The sequence below is a fragment of the Vibrio antiquarius genome (genome assembly GCF_000024825.1).
GTDB classification, from domain to species: Bacteria; Pseudomonadota; Gammaproteobacteria; order Enterobacterales; family Vibrionaceae; genus Vibrio; species Vibrio diabolicus.
The window spans coordinates 2954396-2972553 of record NC_013456.1 but is presented as its reverse complement, the minus strand read 5'-3'; the positions used below and the strand labels follow the sequence as shown (position 1 = coordinate 2972553).

The window sequence follows — 18158 nt, the reverse complement described above, 5'->3', positions numbered from 1 at the left end:
AAATACAAAGGCCTGCTAAAATGCAGGCCTTTTTGCATCTCGGTGTTCTTTTTAATTCCAGCAATTACTTGGTTCTTCGGCATTTGTTGACGTTAAAGTAATCGTTTTAGCGCCAGTCAAGCACTCGTCGTCGTCTTGTCCCAGAGCTGATTTTGCTGTTGCTGTAATGGTATAGGCCGTACTTGCAGAGCTCGCAATATTGAAAGAAAATCTATCTGTGTCTGAATCACATAGAGTGCATGTGCCTCCAGAGATAATATGACTCCAGTCGTACCCACCATCATAAGATGTCTCTAGCTCTAGCTGAATTCGACTAAGATCGCTCAAGGCAACTGTCCTATGAGACTTGATTACATGATTGGTGTAAGAAGGGTAGGCGACAGCCGCAATGATCCCGACAATCACTACGGCTATCAGTAATTCGATCAATGTCATCCCCCCCAATCTTTTTTTGTAGCTGTTACAGCGAGAAATTCGAATCATCACGAGTAGTTTCCTTTTCACTTTTCCGCCTATTTTTGGCAGGTGATAGCATCTGTGCAAGATGAATTACGGCCCTTTTGCCGTTTACATAGGAATTTGGGAAATGCCTCGCGGGTTTACGTTGTTGGAGCTTCTTATTACTGTTGCTGTCTTGTCAGTACTACTACTTTTTGTCGCCCCAAGTTTTTCAAAAGTTAGCCAACACATGAAAATAGTGAATTTAGCCAACGAATTACAGGGTTTTTTGATCCAAGCGAAATCGGAATCGGTGATGAGAAATCAAGATTTGTCGGTTCATATTCAAGGCTTGCCTTCATCCACCGGAAGCTGGAAGCTCACACTCTCGAGTGTATCGAATGTCACTGACATTACTTCAATGAATACTGTTGCTGAGCTGCAAGGTCATCTATATCGGGGTCTGGTGGTGTCGAGTAATATAACTAGCGTCAAGTTTGATCGTGTTATGGGGAATCCCAAAAATGCGGGAAGTATTCAGCTGAAGAAATCTCAAGCGGATACCAGTCCGATAAAAGTAACTGTTCATAACGGAGCAGGGCGAGTAAAAGTGTGCGCTATGAATGAGGCAAAATATGGCTTTGAACAGTGCTAAACAGCAGGGGAGTACACTTGTTGAGTTTATGATTGCTGCGTTGTTAGGAGTTGTCGCTTTGGGCATTGTTGGCGCAGTGTTTCTTTCTAACCAAAAAACAGCTGTGCAGCGAAGCAAGGAAATAATGCTACTTCAGCAGATGAGTAGTGTAATTCAACAAGTGAAAGAGGATATTCAGCGAGCTGGATTTAATGGTATTACGACAAAATCAATGATGCTTTCCGGTTCTCCTAGCGTTCTATATCAACAATCCGAAAAAATCGGTTATGTTTATCGAAATACAGCAAGCTCTGTGAGTAATACGATATATCGGTTAAAGGATAATATGTTGGAATATTGCCAGGATGATTCACCATCACCTTTAAGTGTCGTGTCTGCTGCTAGTGGATGTTTTGATCTTTTTGATCCAAAGCAAATTAAAGTAACTCAATTTGGTGTTAGTCGAACATTACTATCAGGTTCGTCAATAGATAGTGCGTTTATTTCTATTTCAATGGCCGCTGAATTAAAAAATGATCCGGCAATTTCTCACGCCATTTTATTACAAGTTCAGCAAAGGAATTGGCAATGATACGTAAGCATCAACAAGGAGTGGCCACGTTACTTATTACTTCCATACTGCTCTCTGTCGCTTTGGTTGTGACGTTAGGCTCATATAAGAATCTATTTTATCAAATTAAGCGTGCGCAGAATGAAGTTAGTTCTCGGCAACAGCACTGGGAAGCGGAAGGAGGGCTTGAGTGTCTATTTGCTTATGTCACAGATGATGTATCCATAGTAAACGAGCTCATCCCAATTAATCACAATAATTTAAATACCTTATGTAAGAGGGAATTAAACCTTAGCCAGCTGAACGTTACTGATATAGGGGCAGGAGTCTATCGTATTAATTCTATATCTCACAATGGTTGGGCCCAGCTCAATAAAACTTTCAGTACACTAAGTAATCGTGGAAAAGGAGCGATACAAACCACATCCAAGTTAACTACTTATGGTGATTTAAAGGTTCATCCAGATGCGAAAGGTGATCTTAATTCTGACAATTTGTATGAATGCATATCACTGACTTATCGGTATAGTTATACCATGGAAGGCGGAAGCACAGGATCAAAATATAACACTGCATCAATAAGAGCGAATAGCTTATATGATGGTTCTCCTGCTGGAGGGTGTACCGCTGCAACGACAACCAATGTTACAGTAAAAGCTGGGAATGCAATTACGAAAACTAATAAACCTGAAACTTCTGATCCGCAGCTAAAAGGCGATTTTGTTTATGACTCGGAAGTCGATCCATTCCAAACCTTTTTTGATTACAAAAAAACACCGGAAAATATTGATAAAGTCAAAGCTTCATTTCCGAAAGCTGGGAAAATCAATTTGTCAAATGCGACACAGTGTAAATCAGCTATCGAAAATGCTTTTAAGGAAGTAGATAAGGTTTGGATTACTGGTGACTGCGCCATTCACGGGAATTTAGCACTTCAAGGCAACCATGAGAAATATACGTTAGTTATTCAAGATGGTATTTTTATCAATACTGGTTCAACAACATTTCAGGGTTCGCTTTTTCATTTAGTCGATAAAACTAAACCACAGTTTGCTCCTGATGAGTTAAAAAGCTATTGGGAAAGTTTGTTCTCGAATGCTGATGGCTCACCGACTAATTTTACCATTGGTAAACAATATACTGATCTTACACAAACTGTTTATGTTGATGCAGGGGCATTTCACGCAACGGGTGGTTATGGTTTTGATACTGATGGGTTAAAAACCTCAATTGCGGGCTCAATGGAGTTACTATTTGATTCCAGCAAAAGACCTACAACAAGGAGAAATGATGTTCGTTGGCAAGAGGGAAGTTGGAATGCCAAGTAAACAACATGGTTTTAGTTTAATTGAAATAATGATTTCTTTTATTTTAATTGGTGTCGGTGCTCTTGGATTGGTTAAGTTGCAAGCTTACATTGAGCTGCGGGCAGATTACGCGATGCATAGCATTGAAGCGCTAAATCTTGCTGAGCAGAAATTAGAGTGGTTTCGTACGCGTGGGGCTCTTTCTGCAGTCCCCTCGATGCCCGCCGCTAATTTTGATACAAATATTGTCTCTGGGGAAGATACTACGCACCCCTTGTATACTTTATCTTGGTCTGTGCCAACGGCAACTCTGTCGGGCGCACTTAAAACGATACATATGGAAGCTCTATGGCAAGATCGCCACGGTAAAATACAATCGGTAGAGCTGAAAACCATGATCTCTAAACATAGCGAATTTGATTAAATAGTCTAGGTTCCTGTTTTACGCCGATTCAATCAAAACCGATTGGAGTTCTTTGGATAAGGTGTTCACTGTCCGCGTTGCCCTTTTTATATTGAAGAGAATTATTTCTTGCTTCTCATCACGTATAGTTTCTTTTCTTAAAACTATCTATTCATCGCTCTATGCAACCTCTGTTTTTGCCAGCTCGTTTACTAAATGTATATGTTGATTTTTCCATAATGTTTCAGGCTTGTATCTTTGGTTTTGTTTTTTTGCAAAATATGTCTCCAATTATGAAAAAAAATATAGAACCTTGTGCTTTCTCCATTAGTGTTTACTAGAATACTCGTTGGATAGTAGGCCGTTATAATTATTCAAATAGGCCTTGGCACCAACATCATTCACTATGGAGTTACCATGAGTAACCAAGCTGTAAATAAGGCACCATCATCGAAGCCGAGCGGGATGGAGCGCTTTTTAAACTTTATCGAGAGGACAGGTAACAAAATCCCTGATCCTGCGATTTTGTTCTTCTGGGCATTGATCATTACTTGGGCGGCGTCAGCACTTTTATCGAATGTATCATTCGATCTTCCAAACCCTCGAACGGGCGAAGCTCTTACCATCACTAATTTACTTACGGGCGAAGCGCTAGCAAGTTTCCTTGCTAACATGGTGACGACGTTTACTGGCTTTGCGCCACTGGGTATCGTACTTGTCGCAATGCTAGGTGTGGGTGTTGCAGATTCTTCGGGCTTTATTACGACAGGTCTTAAGAAGATGTTGAACTTCACGCCAGCTAAGCTTCTTACTCCAATGCTGATTTTGGTTGCTATTGTGTCGCATACTGCGGCAGATGCAGGCTATGTTCTGGTTATTCCTCTGGGCGGTATTATCTTCCATGCGGCAGGTCGTCACCCTCTAGCGGGTATTGCGGCAGCATTTGCAGGTGTATCTGGTGGCTTCTCTGCAAACTTTATCCCTTCTGGTATCGATCCACTACTTGCAGGCTTTACGCAAACCGCGGCGCAGGTTCTTGATCCTGAATACGTGGTTAACCCATTAGCGAACATCTTCTTTACTGGCCTATCTTCCATCATTATTGTAGCGATTGGTTGGTACGTGACAGAAAAAATCATTGAGCCTCGTTTGTCAAAAATGCCAATTGATGACGATGCGGAAACTGCGCCAAACCTAGGCTCATTTACTGAACTGGAATCAAAAGCATTTCGTTATGCTGGTTGGGCAATGATGGCGGGTATTGCCTTACTTGTTGCAGCATTAATTCCAGAAACATCAGCGCTACGCTCGCCTGAAGGTGAAATTACGGCCTTCTCAGCACCGATCATGAAGTCTATCGTGCCGTTGATCTTTATTCTGTTTATCATTCCTGGTTACGTTTACGGTAAAGTGTCTGGAACGTTCAAGACCAGCAACGACATTATCAAAGCGATGGCTGATACCATGTCGACCATGGGCGCATACATTGTTATGTCGTTCTTCTGTGCTCAGTTCTTATCTGCATTTGCTCAGTCAAACATCGGTACGATGCTAGCGTTGTATGGCGCAGAAGGCTTAAAAGCTATGAACCTACCAGGTGAAGTGACCATCATTGGTATGATCCTTCTAACCGCGTCTGTAAACCTACTTATTGGCTCGGCATCGGCAAAATGGGCTTTAATTGGTCCAATCTTAGTGCCAATGCTAATGGCGGTTGGTATCTCGCCTGAGCTGTCTCAAGCGGCTTACCGTGTGGGCGACTCTGTATCGAACATCATTTCGCCTCTAATGGTATTTTTCCCTCTTGTAGTGGTTTACTGTCAGCGTTATGTGAAGTCGGCTGGTATCGGTACGCTTGCGTCACTAATGATGCCATTCTCGATCGCAATGCTGATCGGTTGGTCTATCTTCCTAGTTGCTTATTGGATGGTAGGTATCCCGCTAGGCATTCAAGCTCCTTACACTTACACCATGTAAAAACGTGTAGGGTGTGAAAGCCGCTAATTGGCAGCCAAAAAGCGCAGGTCTTCGATCTGCGCTTTTTTGTTCTCGCAAAACGAACATCGATAGGTCTTGTAACTAGTTTTTTTGGAGTTGCAAACTTTGTCCCGTGATGTGTTGCTGTAGTGAAACCGAAGTTGGTGCTAAAATTCCTGACTTCAATCGTTTTTGTTTCTTTGGAGCCTCCTTTGTCTAACCATCCGTTTACCCCTCAAGATGAATTGTTTATGCGCAGAGCGATGGTGCTTGCTGAGCAAGCCGAAGCTGAAGGGGAAGTACCTGTCGGCGCAGTGCTTGTCAAAGATGGTGAAATTATCGCTGAGGGGTGGAATCGCTCTATTGGTACTAATGACGCTACCGCACATGCTGAGATTCAAACACTGCGTAAAGCAGGCCAAAAGATAGAAAATTACCGCCTTCTGGATACGACTTTGTATGTAACACTTGAGCCATGCCCAATGTGTGCGGGAGCCTTATTACATAGCCGCGTTAAGCGGGTCGTTTTTGGAGCGCCAGATTTAAAAGCGGGAGCAGCAGGAACAGTGCTTAATTTGTTTGAAAGCCAAGCTGCTTACCATTACGCCTTGGTTGAAAAGGGGCTACTAGAAGATGAGTGCCGCACTCAGCTACAAGCGTTTTTTAAGCGTCGCCGTAAGGAAATTAAAGCGAAGAAACAAGCACAAAAAGCATTAGAAAATGGAGAGAGTGGACAAAATTATGGAAATAGTGAGAGTTAGCAAACATCTACAACCGGGTAGATGTTTGCCTGAACGTACTAGTGATTGACTAAGTGTACAAAAACACGATTACGTGAACTTACTTTCTTTTTCATACATGTCAGTTTACGTTTACGTCGGATAGCAGCTACTGTGTTATTTAAACGCTTTGACTGCACTCTACGTCTTCTCATATTCAAAACCTCCTGCAGACAAGACTTATACCAGTAAAGCGCGGCTCATCGATGCTTGGCAATAGGCTCGATAATCGCACTAAACGCTGTATGGTTTAAACGTTCTTCATTTGACTTCTGCATTGCACAGAGCCAGCAAACAATTTCAATACGGTGCTTAATAATATGAGTGACGTTATTTCGGCAGAGCGTAGCCGATAGCGCCGCTTCATCAACTGAGCTAAACCATGTGGTTGCGAAGCAATCTGTTACAAAGCAATCAGTTTAACTAACGGTGAAAAAAGGCGACCAACCAAAGGAATGGTTGAGTGTGGTTGGTGTCACTCAGAGTCTTGGATTCTAGATAAGTTTTCGCTAGGACTCAACAAAAATGACGAGCTCATGAGCTCGTCATTTTCTAGTTTACAGCGGGTCTATTCTTCAAGGCTTTCTTGTTCGGTGTCTTCTTCAACCGTGACGTCAGAAGCGCCAGATATTTGCTCTACAACGGTCTCTACTGCTCCTGATATCAAAATGTCAGGGTTGAGCGGCGGGATAACTTGCAAGTCATCGCTATTCTCATCAATCGCTGGTCTTTGGCTGACATGACCAATGATGGATTGATAATAACGTCGAATATTTTCTACGTAATTACGCGCTTCATCACCTCTGGCGTACCCATAGCGAGTTTGACTGTAGTAACGCTTCTGACGCAGTAAAGGCAATCTGTCTTTTACATCTGCCCAAGCGTTTGGATCGCCACCTTGCGCTTTAGTAAGTCGCCGTGCGTCCATCATGTGGCCGTAGCCAATGTTGTATGAAGCCAGGGCAAACCATATTTTTTCATGCTCGTTGATGCTATCAGGCACGCGACCTACAATGCGACGTAAGTACTCGACACCACCACGAACAGATTGCTCAGGGTCTAAACGGTTTGTTACCCCGACGCTTTTCGCTGTTGGCAGAGTAAGCATCATCATCCCTCTAACACCTGTTGGCGATTTTGCCGCTGGCTTCCAGTGTGATTCTTGATACGCCAATGCTGCAATTAATCGCCAGTCGAACTCTTCGCTGTACTTTTGGAATAAAGGTGCCCACTTAGGCAATTTGTCATCCAGAGCTCGAATGAATGCGCGAGTATCAACGTAGTCAAATGCTTCAATATGACCAATGTACTTCTCTTCGAGAGTGGACAGTTCTCCTGATTGTTTAATGTTACCGAAAAACTCTATCAGCATCGCATACAAACTTTCGTCTTCAGAGCGTCGAGTAAACCACGATACTGGTTGATCTTCTGTAAGTTCAAACGCGAGCGCAAGATCGGGGTAAAGGCGCTGAGCTAGGGAAAGCTCCACAGAGTCAGTCACAGTAAAACGCAACTCACCAGTGGATACATATTTAAGTAAGTCTCTCGTGTCAGCATCGCCAACAATTTCAAACTGCAGCTCTGGGTATTGCTTCTTTAATGCGGTTAGGGTCGGAACATATTGCGATTGTTCGACGATCTTTAATGTTTGCGCGCCAGCATTTGTATCTTCGTCTGATTCGCTGTCTTTCGATGCTTGGTATTCAATCAGCTGTTCGATATCACGTGGTCGAAGTTGCCCCTTTTTATACACAACTTGTTGGCTTACATAATAATAAGCAGGGCCCGGTCTAAAGCGTTTTACCGCTTGTGACGTTTGATTTAAGCCCGTAGCGATGAGATCAATATCTCCTTTCTTAAGAGCAGGAAAAAGCTCGGCTTGGCGAAAGGCAGGTTTAATCTCGAGCTTGACGCCGAGCTGCTCCGCAAACTGACGCGCCAATTCGTAATCCAACCCAGCGGGACCATCGGGACCAATATAATAGGAAAGCTGATTGTTTAGCGTGCCAACACGAAGCACGCCACGTTCCTGAATTTTTTCGAATTCACTTTTGGGTTCCGACTCAATCTGGCAGGCAGAGAGTAGTAGCACAGAAACAAAAATTAGGGCGCTGCGCTTGAGTCGGTTGAGCTGGCTTATTTGCATTAATAGGTACATCTTAGGAAATTTCTATTTGCCTTTATATCAAAGCGAGCTCATGGGGCAAAGTGAATCACACACTTATAGCGTGACATTGTGTGTTTTATCGACATTTTAGTCGTAATTCAAATTTGACAAAAAAAATGACGCAAACGGTTGCTTTTGATGTTACATCACAAAAACAATTGCTATATAATGCGCTCGCAATGACGAGGTGGAATCGGCATAGGTTCGACAGGGCTTATTTTAAGTGTCTGAATTTATTCCAATATCACCTTAATCAATTGCATAAGAGACCTAAGCACATGAGAATTTTGCGTGGCTCCCCAGCTCTTTCTGAGTTTCGTGTTAATAAACTACTGGAACTTTGTCGTGAACAAGATCTGCCTGTAACTGGCATTTATGCCGAGTTTATGCACTTTGCCGATCTAAAGTCTGACCTTGATGACCAAGAGTTAGAAAAACTTGAAAAGTTACTAACTTACGGCCCAACCATCGAAGAGCATGAGCCAGAAGGTCTTCTACTTCTTGTTACGCCTCGTCCAGGCACTATCTCGCCTTGGTCTTCTAAATCTACCGATATCGCTGTTAACTGTGGCTTGGATAAAGTGAAACGTCTAGAGCGCGGTACGGCTTATTATGTCGAATCTTCAGTTGTTCTATCAGAAGCTCAAGTTGACGCTGTCAAAGCGTTAATTCATGACCGCATGATGGAAACGGTATTTACAGAATTTGAAGCTGCGTCAGCGCTGTTTACAGTCGCAGAGCCTAAGCCTGTGGCGCATGTTGATATCTTAGCGGGCGGTCGTCTTGCGCTTGAAGAAGCAAACGTTTCCCTTGGCTTGGCACTCGCAGAAGATGAAATTGATTACTTGGTAGAGAACTTTACTAAGCTTGGGCGTAACCCAAACGACATTGAATTGATGATGTTTGCTCAGGCGAACTCAGAGCACTGTCGCCACAAAATTTTTAACGCAGATTGGACTATCGACGGGGTAGATCAACCTAAGTCTTTGTTCAAAATGATCAAAAACACGTTCGAAACGACACCTGACTATGTGCTGTCTGCATACAAAGACAACGCGGCCGTTATGACGGGCTCTAAAGCGGGTCGTTTCTTCCCAGACCCTAAATCTCGTCAATACACTTACCACCATGAAGATGCGCACATCTTAATGAAGGTAGAGACGCACAACCACCCAACGGCAATCTCTCCATGGCCGGGCGCATCGACTGGTTCAGGCGGTGAGATCCGTGACGAAGGCGCGACGGGTATCGGTGGTAAGCCAAAAGCGGGTCTAGTTGGTTTTACAACCTCTAACTTACGTATTCCTGGTTTTGAACAGCCATGGGAAACCGACTTTGGCAAGCCAGGTCGTATTGTTAACGCGCTAGACATCATGCTTGAAGGTCCTCTAGGCGGCGCGGCATTCAACAATGAATTTGGTCGTCCAAATCTATTGGGTTACTTCCGTACTTACGAAGAAAAAGTGACCTCTCACGCGGGTGAAGAAATCCGTGGTTACCACAAACCAATCATGATTGCTGGTGGTATGGGTAACATTCGTGACAAACACGTGCAGAAGAAAGAAATTCCAGTGGGTGCGAGCTTAATCGTACTTGGTGGTCCGGCAATGAACATCGGTCTTGGTGGTGGCGCGGCGTCCTCAATGGCGTCTGGTCAGTCAGCAGAAGATCTGGACTTTGCTTCAGTACAGCGTGAAAACCCAGAGATGGAGCGTCGCTGTCAGGAAGTGATCGACCGTTGTTGGCAGCTAGGCGACGACAACCCAATCGCATTTATCCACGATGTGGGTGCGGGCGGTATCTCTAACGCATTGCCTGAACTTGTCGACGACGGTGAGCGTGGCGGTAAGTTCCAATTACGCGATGTACCAAACGATGAGCCGGGCATGAGTCCGCTAGAAATTTGGTGTAATGAATCACAGGAACGTTACGTTCTTGCGGTAGCGCCAGAAAACATGGAAGCATTCGATGCAATCTGTAAGCGTGAACGCGCACCATATGCAGTGGTGGGTGTGGCAACTGAAGAGCGTCATCTAACGCTAGAAGATTCTTACTTCGACAATACGCCAATCGATATGCCAATGGATATCCTGCTTGGTAAGCCACCGAAGATGCACCGCGACGCAACCACACTAAAAGTGGAAAGCCCTGCCATTGTTCGTGATGGTATTGAGCTTAATGAAGCGGTGGATCGCGTACTTCGTCTTCCTGCGGTTGCAGAAAAAACATTCCTAATTACTATCGGTGACCGAACAGTAACGGGTCTGGTTGCTCGTGATCAAATGGTTGGCCCTTGGCAGGTACCAGTAGCAAACTGTGCAGTAACAGCGGCAAGCTATGACACTTACCACGGCGAAGCAATGTCGATGGGTGAGCGCACGCCAGTGGCATTACTAGACTTTGGTGCATCGGCTCGCCTAGCCGTTGGTGAGTCACTAACGAACATTGCGGCAACAGACATCGGTGATATTAAACACATTAAACTGTCTGCGAACTGGATGTCGCCAGCGGGTCACCCAGGTGAAGATGCAGGTCTTTATGAAGCAGTCAAAGCGGTGGGTGAAGAGCTCTGTCCTGCATTAGGTTTGACGATCCCAGTTGGTAAAGACTCCATGTCGATGAAAACCAAGTGGGAGGAGAACGGCGAGAGTAAAGAAGTCACTTCTCCACTGTCGCTAGTTATCACGGCATTTGGTCGTGTGGAAGACGTACGTAAGACCGTGACTCCACAACTACGCACTGACAAAGGCGATACTTCTCTAGTTCTTGTTGACTTGGGTAACGGCAAAAACCGCTTAGGTGCGACAGCATTGGCACAAGTATACAAACAGCTTGGTGATAAACCTGCTGACGTAGATAACGCTGAGCAGCTAAAAGGCTTCTTTGATGCAATGCAAGCGTTAGTACGTGATGACAAGCTAGTGGCTTACCACGATAAAGGCGACGGCGGTCTGTTTGTTACACTGGCTGAGATGGCGTTCGCGGGTCATTGTGGCGTAAAAGCGAACATCGCTGAGCTGGGTGATGATGCGCTAGCCGTTCTATTTAACGAAGAGCTAGGTGCGGTTGTTCAAGTTAAGAATGATGATCTGGATTCAGTTCTATCTACTCTGGCGGCAAACGGTTTAGAGGCATGTTCACATGTGATTGGTTCTGTTGAAGCTTCAGACGACTTTATTATCACTTCTGGTGATGCAGTTGTGCTTGAACGTTCACGTACCGAACTACGCGTTATCTGGGCTGAAACAACGCATAAGATGCAAGGTCTACGTGATAACCCAGCGTGTGCTGACCAAGAGCACGAAGTTAAGAAAGACAACTCTGACCCGGGTCTAAACGTTAAGCTCAGCTTCGACGTAAATGAAGACGTTGCAGCACCGTACATTGCGAAAGGTGCTAAACCTAAGATGGCGATTCTACGTGAGCAGGGTGTTAACTCCCACGTTGAAATGGCAGCAGCGTTTGACCGCGCAGGCTTTGAAGCAACCGACATTCATATGAGCGATATCCTAACGGGTCAAGCGGTACTGGATGAATACCATGGCCTAGTAGCTTGTGGTGGCTTCTCTTATGGCGACGTACTAGGTGCGGGTGAGGGTTGGGCTAAGTCTATCCTGTTTAACGCACAAGCCCGTGAACAGTTCCAAGCCTTCTTCAACCGTAAAGAGACGTTCTCTTTAGGTGTATGTAACGGTTGTCAGATGCTTTCTAACCTGAAAGAACTTATCCCGGGTGCAGACTTGTGGCCACGTTTTGTTCGTAACGAATCTGAGCGTTTTGAAGCGCGCTTTAGCCTAGTTGAAGTTCAGAAATCTGATTCTGTATTCTTCGACGGAATGGCTGGTTCGCGCATGCCAATCGCGGTTTCCCACGGTGAAGGGCGTGTAGAAGTACGTGATGCAGAGCACCTAGCAGCGATTGAAGCATCAGGTACGGTTACGGTTCGTTACGTGGATAACCTCGGTAACCCAACACAACAATACCCGAACAACCCGAACGGTTCGCCAAACGCGATTACTGGCTTAACAACAGCAGATGGTCGCGTGACTATCATGATGCCTCACCCAGAGCGCGTATTCCGCACAGTTGCAAACTCTTGGGCTCCGGAAGGTTGGGGTGAAAATGGTGCTTGGATGCGTATGTTCCAAAATGCCCGTAAGAATATCGGTTAATTAACCAAAGGTTAATCTAGCTTAAGTAAAGCGTTGGTTGAGAGACCAGCGCTTTCTTTTTTCTTATCACTCTTTTTCTTCGCCGCTCTTTCTAGTGACTTGGCGAAACGTTGCTTTGTTCTGCCTCTTCTTTGTCATCTATTATCTAGCGTAAAAAACTTGCAGCGTTTAGATTACTTTTATGCTCTAATACCGCGCTTACCAAGGGATGGTGTTAAACAGCTCAGCTTAGATGGAGTTATCAAGTTGACCGAATCCCTGATTGATCCCTAAATCCCTTAGGAAATGAAAGAAATGTCTAAGAATCCAAAATTTGCTATCCGCGTCACTGAAAAACGTAACGGCTGGAGCGCAGAAATCACTCGCCAAGTGACATCTCGTAAGACTGTAGTATCAAAGCGTGAAACTGGCTTTGACAGCGAAGAGAAAGCACAAGCTTGGGCTGAACAAGAACTGGCTGGTTTTATCCAAAACCAAGTGGTTCGTAACGAGCGTAAAGCAGCGCAACGTCAAGAGCGTGAAGCAGAACAACTAGCGGCAAAAGTTCGTAAAGAAGAAGCCCGCAAAGCACGTGACGCTGAAGTAGACGCTGACGAAGAATAGATTCAAGTCGGTGAGATGGTGACGTCACCCATCAAACAAAAAGTGAAAATGCCCTGAGCTTTGTCTCAGGGCATTTTTTATTGTATCGACTTAAAAACAATCCGAGGATACTGACAGACTAAACGTACCGTCTTCAGGGGCTGCAAATTGTTTATTGCCAGGAAGAAGGTGAGGGTTATTAGCATAAGTGCGATGTGTTGACTTGCGCTTTGCCGAGTGCCTCTCTGGTAAATCAAAGTGTTGCAATCCGTCAGATAGATCGTTTGCTTCACCGTAGTCGAAATGTGTTGCGACGTCCTTGGGCTGCTTGGCGTAACGACAGTGATCCGGCTTGCCATCTTCGTGCCAAGCTAACGCGTTTGCTTTGGCGTCTAGATTCAGATTATTTGTTGTTGGTTGTGCGTAATGATCCTCAATAACTTGGTGCTGACTCTGCTCTTGTAAGTAGTCAGCAATGCTCTCGGAAGTTTGTGCCAGGCTTTGACTTGCTGGAACGAAGCAAGCAAGAAGAAACAGTGTTTTTAAGTTGTTCATAGTGTGTATGCAAGCAAAAAGAAATGATAGTACTGGTAAATAAAACGGTGTGCAATTATGTCCATTGGACACGATATAGCAGGGCAGTTAATGTCTGCCCTGCATCTTTTAGGTATGGTTAGTATTGATAAGTGAGGTGCAGTTTGACTTCGCGACCAGGCGAAGGCACGCCATTAGATAGGTATGCTTCGTAGTAACGATCGGTTAAGTTTTTCACAACCGCGCCAACGCTCAAGCCTTCGACTTGTTGTATTTCCCAAACCACGTAAGCGTTTTGTAGCGTGTATTGCTCACTTGGCGATTTCACTTTTAAATTGTTACCGCTTGCCTTGGTTTTGGTTTTGGTTTGCGCATCATACCAACGGACTTCCCAGCCCGTACGTAAACCAGGAATCCATTCGTAACCTAAACCCAGATTAATGTTTAATGGCGGTACATCAGGATGATCATCATCTGAACCTGTAGAGTCAGATAAACTGCCTTTGTTTTTGCCGCGAATGTAACTTGCTGAGAAATTACTGTAGAAATCTTCAATCCGGTATTGTGAAATTAGCTCAAAGCCGTAGTTTTTAAAGCCATCTAGGTTTGTATTCCAGCTTTGTAACTCAGTAGTATTTTTGTCGAGGTTTTCGCCCGTTCGTATATCAACTGTGTCGCTAACATCGTTATAGAACAAAGTTAACTCTGTTGCGAGGTTATCGCGAGAGTTCACCAGCCCTTCCGTTAAGTTGATAACGCTTGCTTGATAAGCATGGATACGAGACACGTCCAGATTCAAAGCAGTAGCCGTAGCGGTAGCTCGCGCATATTGCACTGAGTAGATGTTATCAACGGTTGGTGCTTTTAAAGCGTAGGCGTAGGAGGCGTTTAAACGCGTATTATTGCTCGCATCAAAGTCGATATCCAAACGTGGGCTAAAGCCTTTATGCGTCGTTTCACCGTAGTCATGTCCGGCAGCTGGATCATTATAATCCGGCGCAGTGTTCCCTTTTCCTTCACTCTTGATGTATTCGTAACGCAGAGAAGGTGTGATTGTTAGGCGGTCTGTTGCTTGATAGTGATCAGCAATGTAAGCGGCATAAATTGACTGAGTGCCAGATGGTTCGTAGTAAGGGGTATACCAACCGTAGTTTTTGGCTTCATTACTGTCGTATGATGCGTTGAATACTAATGAATCTCTATCTGTTTTTTGATATTGAAGCCCTGTGACTAGAGTGTGTTCTCCGAACTGCGCTTGGTTAAACACATCAGCATAGTCACGCTCGTAACTCAGCCAAGACTCGTGACCGTAACTGCCAACAGAAACGAACATTTTCTCGAATGCCACGTCAGGGCGAACCCAGTGACGATCGTTTTCAGAACGTGCCATTTTGATATTGAAATCAATATACGGGTTAGTCGGCATATAGTGGTAAGAGATGGTCGTGGTGTTATCCGTGTATTTATTATCGACGGTGTATGCGTATTTGGCTTTTTCTAATGATCCGTATTTCTTGATGTTGTACTCAGTAATGTTAGGCATTTTTCCGCGGCGGTTAGCCCAAGGTTTACGACCTTCATCTTTATAGCGAGTGTGGCTAATTTCAAACTCGTGATCGTTGTTTTCATAACCGACTTTTACGAGCATGTTTTCTTGCTCATAACCTGAGTAATCCAGCGTTTCACCACCACCGACTTTAATGTCATCAGAATCTTTTACAGAGCCATTCGCTAGAAAATAAAAACCAGCATCGTTTTTACCATAGAGTGTTAGCGTGTAGGCATTCTCATCGCCGTTGGTGTTATATGCACTTGAGATGCGAGCACCAAAGTTTCTGTTGCCGTACAGTAGGTCATCGACACTTTTGGTTTTAATACGAATTGAGCCACCAAACTTTCCGTTGAGTGCTCGATAGTCGTGCGCGCCCTTGATAATTTCTGCTTCACCAATCAAGAACGGATCAAAAAAGAAAGTTCCGTAGCGGTATTGTTGAAAGCCAATTGGAGCGCCATCGACAAATACGGCGATATCGCTTGGATCATCAAAACCACGAATATTAATACGTTCGCCGCCGGAACGGCCGCCGCCATCTAATGATGCGCCCGGAACGGCATCGATCATTGAGGCAAAATTGGAGTACTGTTGCTCTTCAATCTCTGACCAATTAATGGTGGTTTGCGCAGGCTCAGCAACGGTGATGGGTTTGGCATAACGCACACCGATGACTTCGAGCTCTTCATTTGGCGTTGTCTCGGCATATGAATAAAGAGGGAAGAGCAAAGTTAGTGAAATGAGATTTACTTTGAATGGATGACTTTTTAATCGTTTCATATTGATGATTTATAGTGTTTTTATGAAGCTCGGATTATAAGAACATTATTACGATTAATAAATGATAATGAGATTAATTATCAAATGTGTTTTTGCGATGGCTTGTAAAGTTTTTTATCCATTCGTGGAAACTACGATGAGTATCGTTAGCTTACAGAAAACAAAAAGCCCAGCATCATGGACGCTGAGCTCATTGGCTTTTAAACAAAATGGTGCGAGCACTGTTGCTCCTTTCGAGCTAATCAAGTGCGTACTTGGTAGGAATTACTGAGTTTCTAACGGGATCTGTCCGGTAGTCAGTGGCTCGACATCGAACTCGGTCAGTCCTTCAATGTAACTTTCAACGGCTTGTTCTACCGAATCATCACCTTGGTTGAAGTAAGCAAGGTGGAAGATCGCATCGCCTTCATTAACCAGTGGCAAAGTTTGTTGACCGATCACCAAGCCACGCTTTGGCGCTTTGAGCTCTACCTCATCATGTCCAAGAGGAGAGCTGATATAGGCGAGCGTTTCACCCTGTTCCACTTTGTCTCCCAGATTAACGACAGTACGCAAAATACCGTTACCTGACGCACGAACCCAGCTGGTGGACTTCGCTATGATAGGCTCTGGCAGCTTTTTCCTGCTCGCACGCAACATACCAATGGCTTGCATTACGCGCCGAACCCCGAGTACACCAGCGCTGATCGAAAGTGGATCAAAACGCAATGCTTCGCCAGCCTCGTAGGTTAGCACGGGGATATCACATTTTTCTGCTTCACTGCGTAAAGAGCCATCACGCAATGCTGAATCAACAATCACTGGCGTCGCAAACGCCTGAGCAATACGCAGAGTTTCTGGGTTGCTTAAGTTTGCGCGAATCTGTGGCAGGTTCGTGCGGTGAATGGCTCCGGTGTGCAGATCCAAGATGTAGTCACAACGCTTGGCAATGTTGTTAAAGAACCCGTGTGCCATTCGAGATGCAAGCGCGCCTTTTTCACTGCCAGGAAAGCAACGGTTGAGATCTCGTCGATCGGGCAAGTACCGTGATTTATGGATGAAGCCAAAAACGTTAACGATAGGTACTGCAATGACAGTGCCTTTCAGTTTTTGTGGATCCAGTTGGTTAATGATCTGACGAACGATTTCTACGCCATTAAGCTCATCACCATGGATAGCAGCATTGACCATTAACACAGGCCCTTCTTGTTTCCCATGGATGATTTCCACAGGAATAGATAAAGGCGAATGTGTGTATAGCTTCGCTGCTTCAAATTCGATCTCTAATCGTTGTCCTGGTTGTATTTGATGCCCTAAGAGCTCAAACACTTTGCTTTTTTTACTTCTGGCCATAAACCATCTCTGTCAAATGCGTTATCGGCAATGTAACAATTGCTGCAAAATCGCACTAATCATTCTCATTAAGGACACGACAAATTACTTTAATCGTCATGCGCGAAATCTCAGCATGTGTGAAGTTTTTGTTTTCAATATGATCTTTTCTATCAGTTTAATACATAACGAGAGGTACAGAAGGAAGAGCAATCATAGGCTTAAAAAATGTGACTGTATTAAAAATAATACTGATAATGAGGGACAAAAAAACGGACTTTTAACCCTACTTTTTATCCGATAATATCCGCGCCGAATTTGAGGTCTAACATTTCTAACTAGAGGTTTTGATGAAAAAGGCAATTGCTAAAATTGGTGCATTGACTGCTGTAGCAGTTTCACTTTCAGGTTGCGTTGGCAGTAATGCCGTGACAGGTTATGTCATGGGGTTTAACTTGAAAGCTGTAGATAACCGTTACGCTCGAGGTGGTCTAAACATGCTTTTAGCACCTGTTTATGGTGTCGCAATCGCGGCGGACTACATCGTGTTTAACTCTCTAGAGTTTTGGACGGGTAAGAACCCTTTAAATGGTAAGCCACATATCTTCGATACAAAGATGGATACTTACATCGATGTAAACCACCAGTTAGATAAATCGTTAACGACGGCGCCAATTGCACCGTTAGCGAATAACCGTGTTATTGAGCAGGGTCGAATGCAGCAAATCGATGAGAATACTGTTCAAATGGATATTACTTACAATAACGGCGAGAAGGCGATACTCATGGGTGTGCGCGATGGTGAGTTTGTCACTTACTACATTGATGGCGAAGTCGTTGCACAAACCTCAATGGATGAGCTAGCTGCTTATACGCAAAATCGCGTGTAATTTGGTCCAGCCAAACAAAAAAGGGTGCCGTAAAGCACCCTTTGTCGTTTTTCGTGGTTGA

14 protein-coding genes are annotated in these 18158 nt (G+C 44.4%); 9 read left to right on the top strand and 5 right to left on the bottom strand.

Features of this window, described 5'->3' with window-relative positions:
* Positions 1–51: 51 nt before the first annotated feature.
* A complete protein-coding gene (locus VEA_RS13790; protein WP_041852984.1) occupies positions 52–483 on the bottom strand; it encodes a type IV pilin protein in 432 nt (143 codons plus the stop codon).
* Between the two features lie 103 nt (positions 484–586).
* On the opposite strand from VEA_RS13790, the gene VEA_RS13785 reads away from it, so the two are divergent.
* The 6 genes from VEA_RS13785 to tadA all read left to right on the top strand — a co-directional run bounded on the left by VEA_RS13785 (position 587) and on the right by tadA (position 6091).
* Positions 587–1093, top strand: a complete 507-nt coding sequence (locus tag VEA_RS13785) for a GspH/FimT family pseudopilin (protein ID WP_012842087.1) — start codon at positions 587–589, stop codon at positions 1091–1093.
* The gene (locus VEA_RS13780) at positions 1074–1664 is read left to right on the top strand and encodes a pilus assembly protein PilW (RefSeq protein WP_012842086.1); all 591 of its coding nucleotides are present in this window, start codon (positions 1074–1076) and stop codon (positions 1662–1664) included. The genes VEA_RS13785 and VEA_RS13780 overlap by 20 nt, the downstream gene beginning before the upstream one ends.
* Complete coding sequence (locus VEA_RS13775; RefSeq protein ID WP_006741845.1) at positions 1661–2971, top strand: hypothetical protein; 1311 nt, start codon at positions 1661–1663, stop codon at positions 2969–2971. The genes VEA_RS13780 and VEA_RS13775 overlap by 4 nt, the downstream gene beginning before the upstream one ends.
* Entirely contained in the window at positions 2961–3374 is a 414-nt protein-coding gene (locus VEA_RS13770; RefSeq protein ID WP_012842085.1) for a type IV pilus modification PilV family protein, read from the top strand. Before VEA_RS13775 ends, VEA_RS13770 begins: the two co-directional genes overlap by 11 nt.
* A 396-nt stretch (positions 3375–3770) precedes the next feature.
* Positions 3771–5330: an AbgT family transporter gene (locus tag VEA_RS13765; protein ID WP_005383758.1), complete on the top strand. Its 1560-nt coding sequence runs from the start codon at positions 3771–3773 to the stop codon at positions 5328–5330.
* A 251-nt stretch (positions 5331–5581) separates the two neighbouring features.
* The gene (gene tadA / locus VEA_RS13760) at positions 5582–6091 is read left to right on the top strand and encodes a tRNA adenosine(34) deaminase TadA (RefSeq protein ID WP_373925456.1); all 510 of its coding nucleotides are present in this window, start codon (positions 5582–5584) and stop codon (positions 6089–6091) included.
* Positions 6092–6677: 586 nt separating this feature from the next.
* Here tadA and mltF read toward each other — a convergent pair.
* Positions 6678–8255 (bottom strand): membrane-bound lytic murein transglycosylase MltF, encoded by a 1578-nt coding sequence (mltF, locus tag VEA_RS13755; protein WP_012842083.1) that lies wholly within the window; start codon positions 8253–8255, stop codon positions 6678–6680.
* 299 nt (positions 8256–8554) lie between these two features.
* Between mltF and purL the strand changes: the two genes are divergently transcribed.
* Together purL and VEA_RS13745 are read left to right on the top strand one after the other, a co-directional pair.
* A complete protein-coding gene (purL, locus tag VEA_RS13750; protein ID WP_012842082.1) occupies positions 8555–12448 on the top strand; it encodes a phosphoribosylformylglycinamidine synthase in 3894 nt (1297 codons plus the stop codon).
* 294 nt (positions 12449–12742) lie between these two features.
* Positions 12743–13051, top strand: a complete 309-nt coding sequence (locus VEA_RS13745) for a DUF3622 domain-containing protein (RefSeq protein WP_005391432.1) — start codon at positions 12743–12745, stop codon at positions 13049–13051.
* A gap of 90 nt (positions 13052–13141) precedes the next feature.
* Here the strand turns inward: VEA_RS13745 and VEA_RS13740 are convergent, their stop codons facing one another.
* The 3 genes from VEA_RS13740 to VEA_RS13730 form a co-directional block, all read right to left on the bottom strand.
* Positions 13142–13585, bottom strand: coding sequence for a hypothetical protein (locus VEA_RS13740; protein WP_012842081.1), 444 nt, complete (start codon positions 13583–13585; stop codon positions 13142–13144).
* 118 nt (positions 13586–13703) lie between these two features.
* Entirely contained in the window at positions 13704–15896 is a 2193-nt protein-coding gene (locus VEA_RS13735; RefSeq protein WP_006741840.1) for a TonB-dependent receptor domain-containing protein, read from the bottom strand.
* 264 nt (positions 15897–16160) lie between these two features.
* Positions 16161–17228 (bottom strand): succinylglutamate desuccinylase/aspartoacylase family protein, encoded by a 1068-nt coding sequence (locus VEA_RS13730; protein ID WP_005391426.1) that lies wholly within the window; start codon positions 17226–17228, stop codon positions 16161–16163.
* Positions 17229–17557: 329 nt separating this feature from the next.
* Here VEA_RS13730 and VEA_RS13725 point away from each other — a divergent pair, with 329 nt between their 5' ends.
* Positions 17558–18097, top strand: coding sequence for a DUF3332 domain-containing protein (locus VEA_RS13725; RefSeq protein ID WP_012842079.1), 540 nt, complete (start codon positions 17558–17560; stop codon positions 18095–18097).
* Positions 18098–18158: the final 61 nt, after the last annotated feature.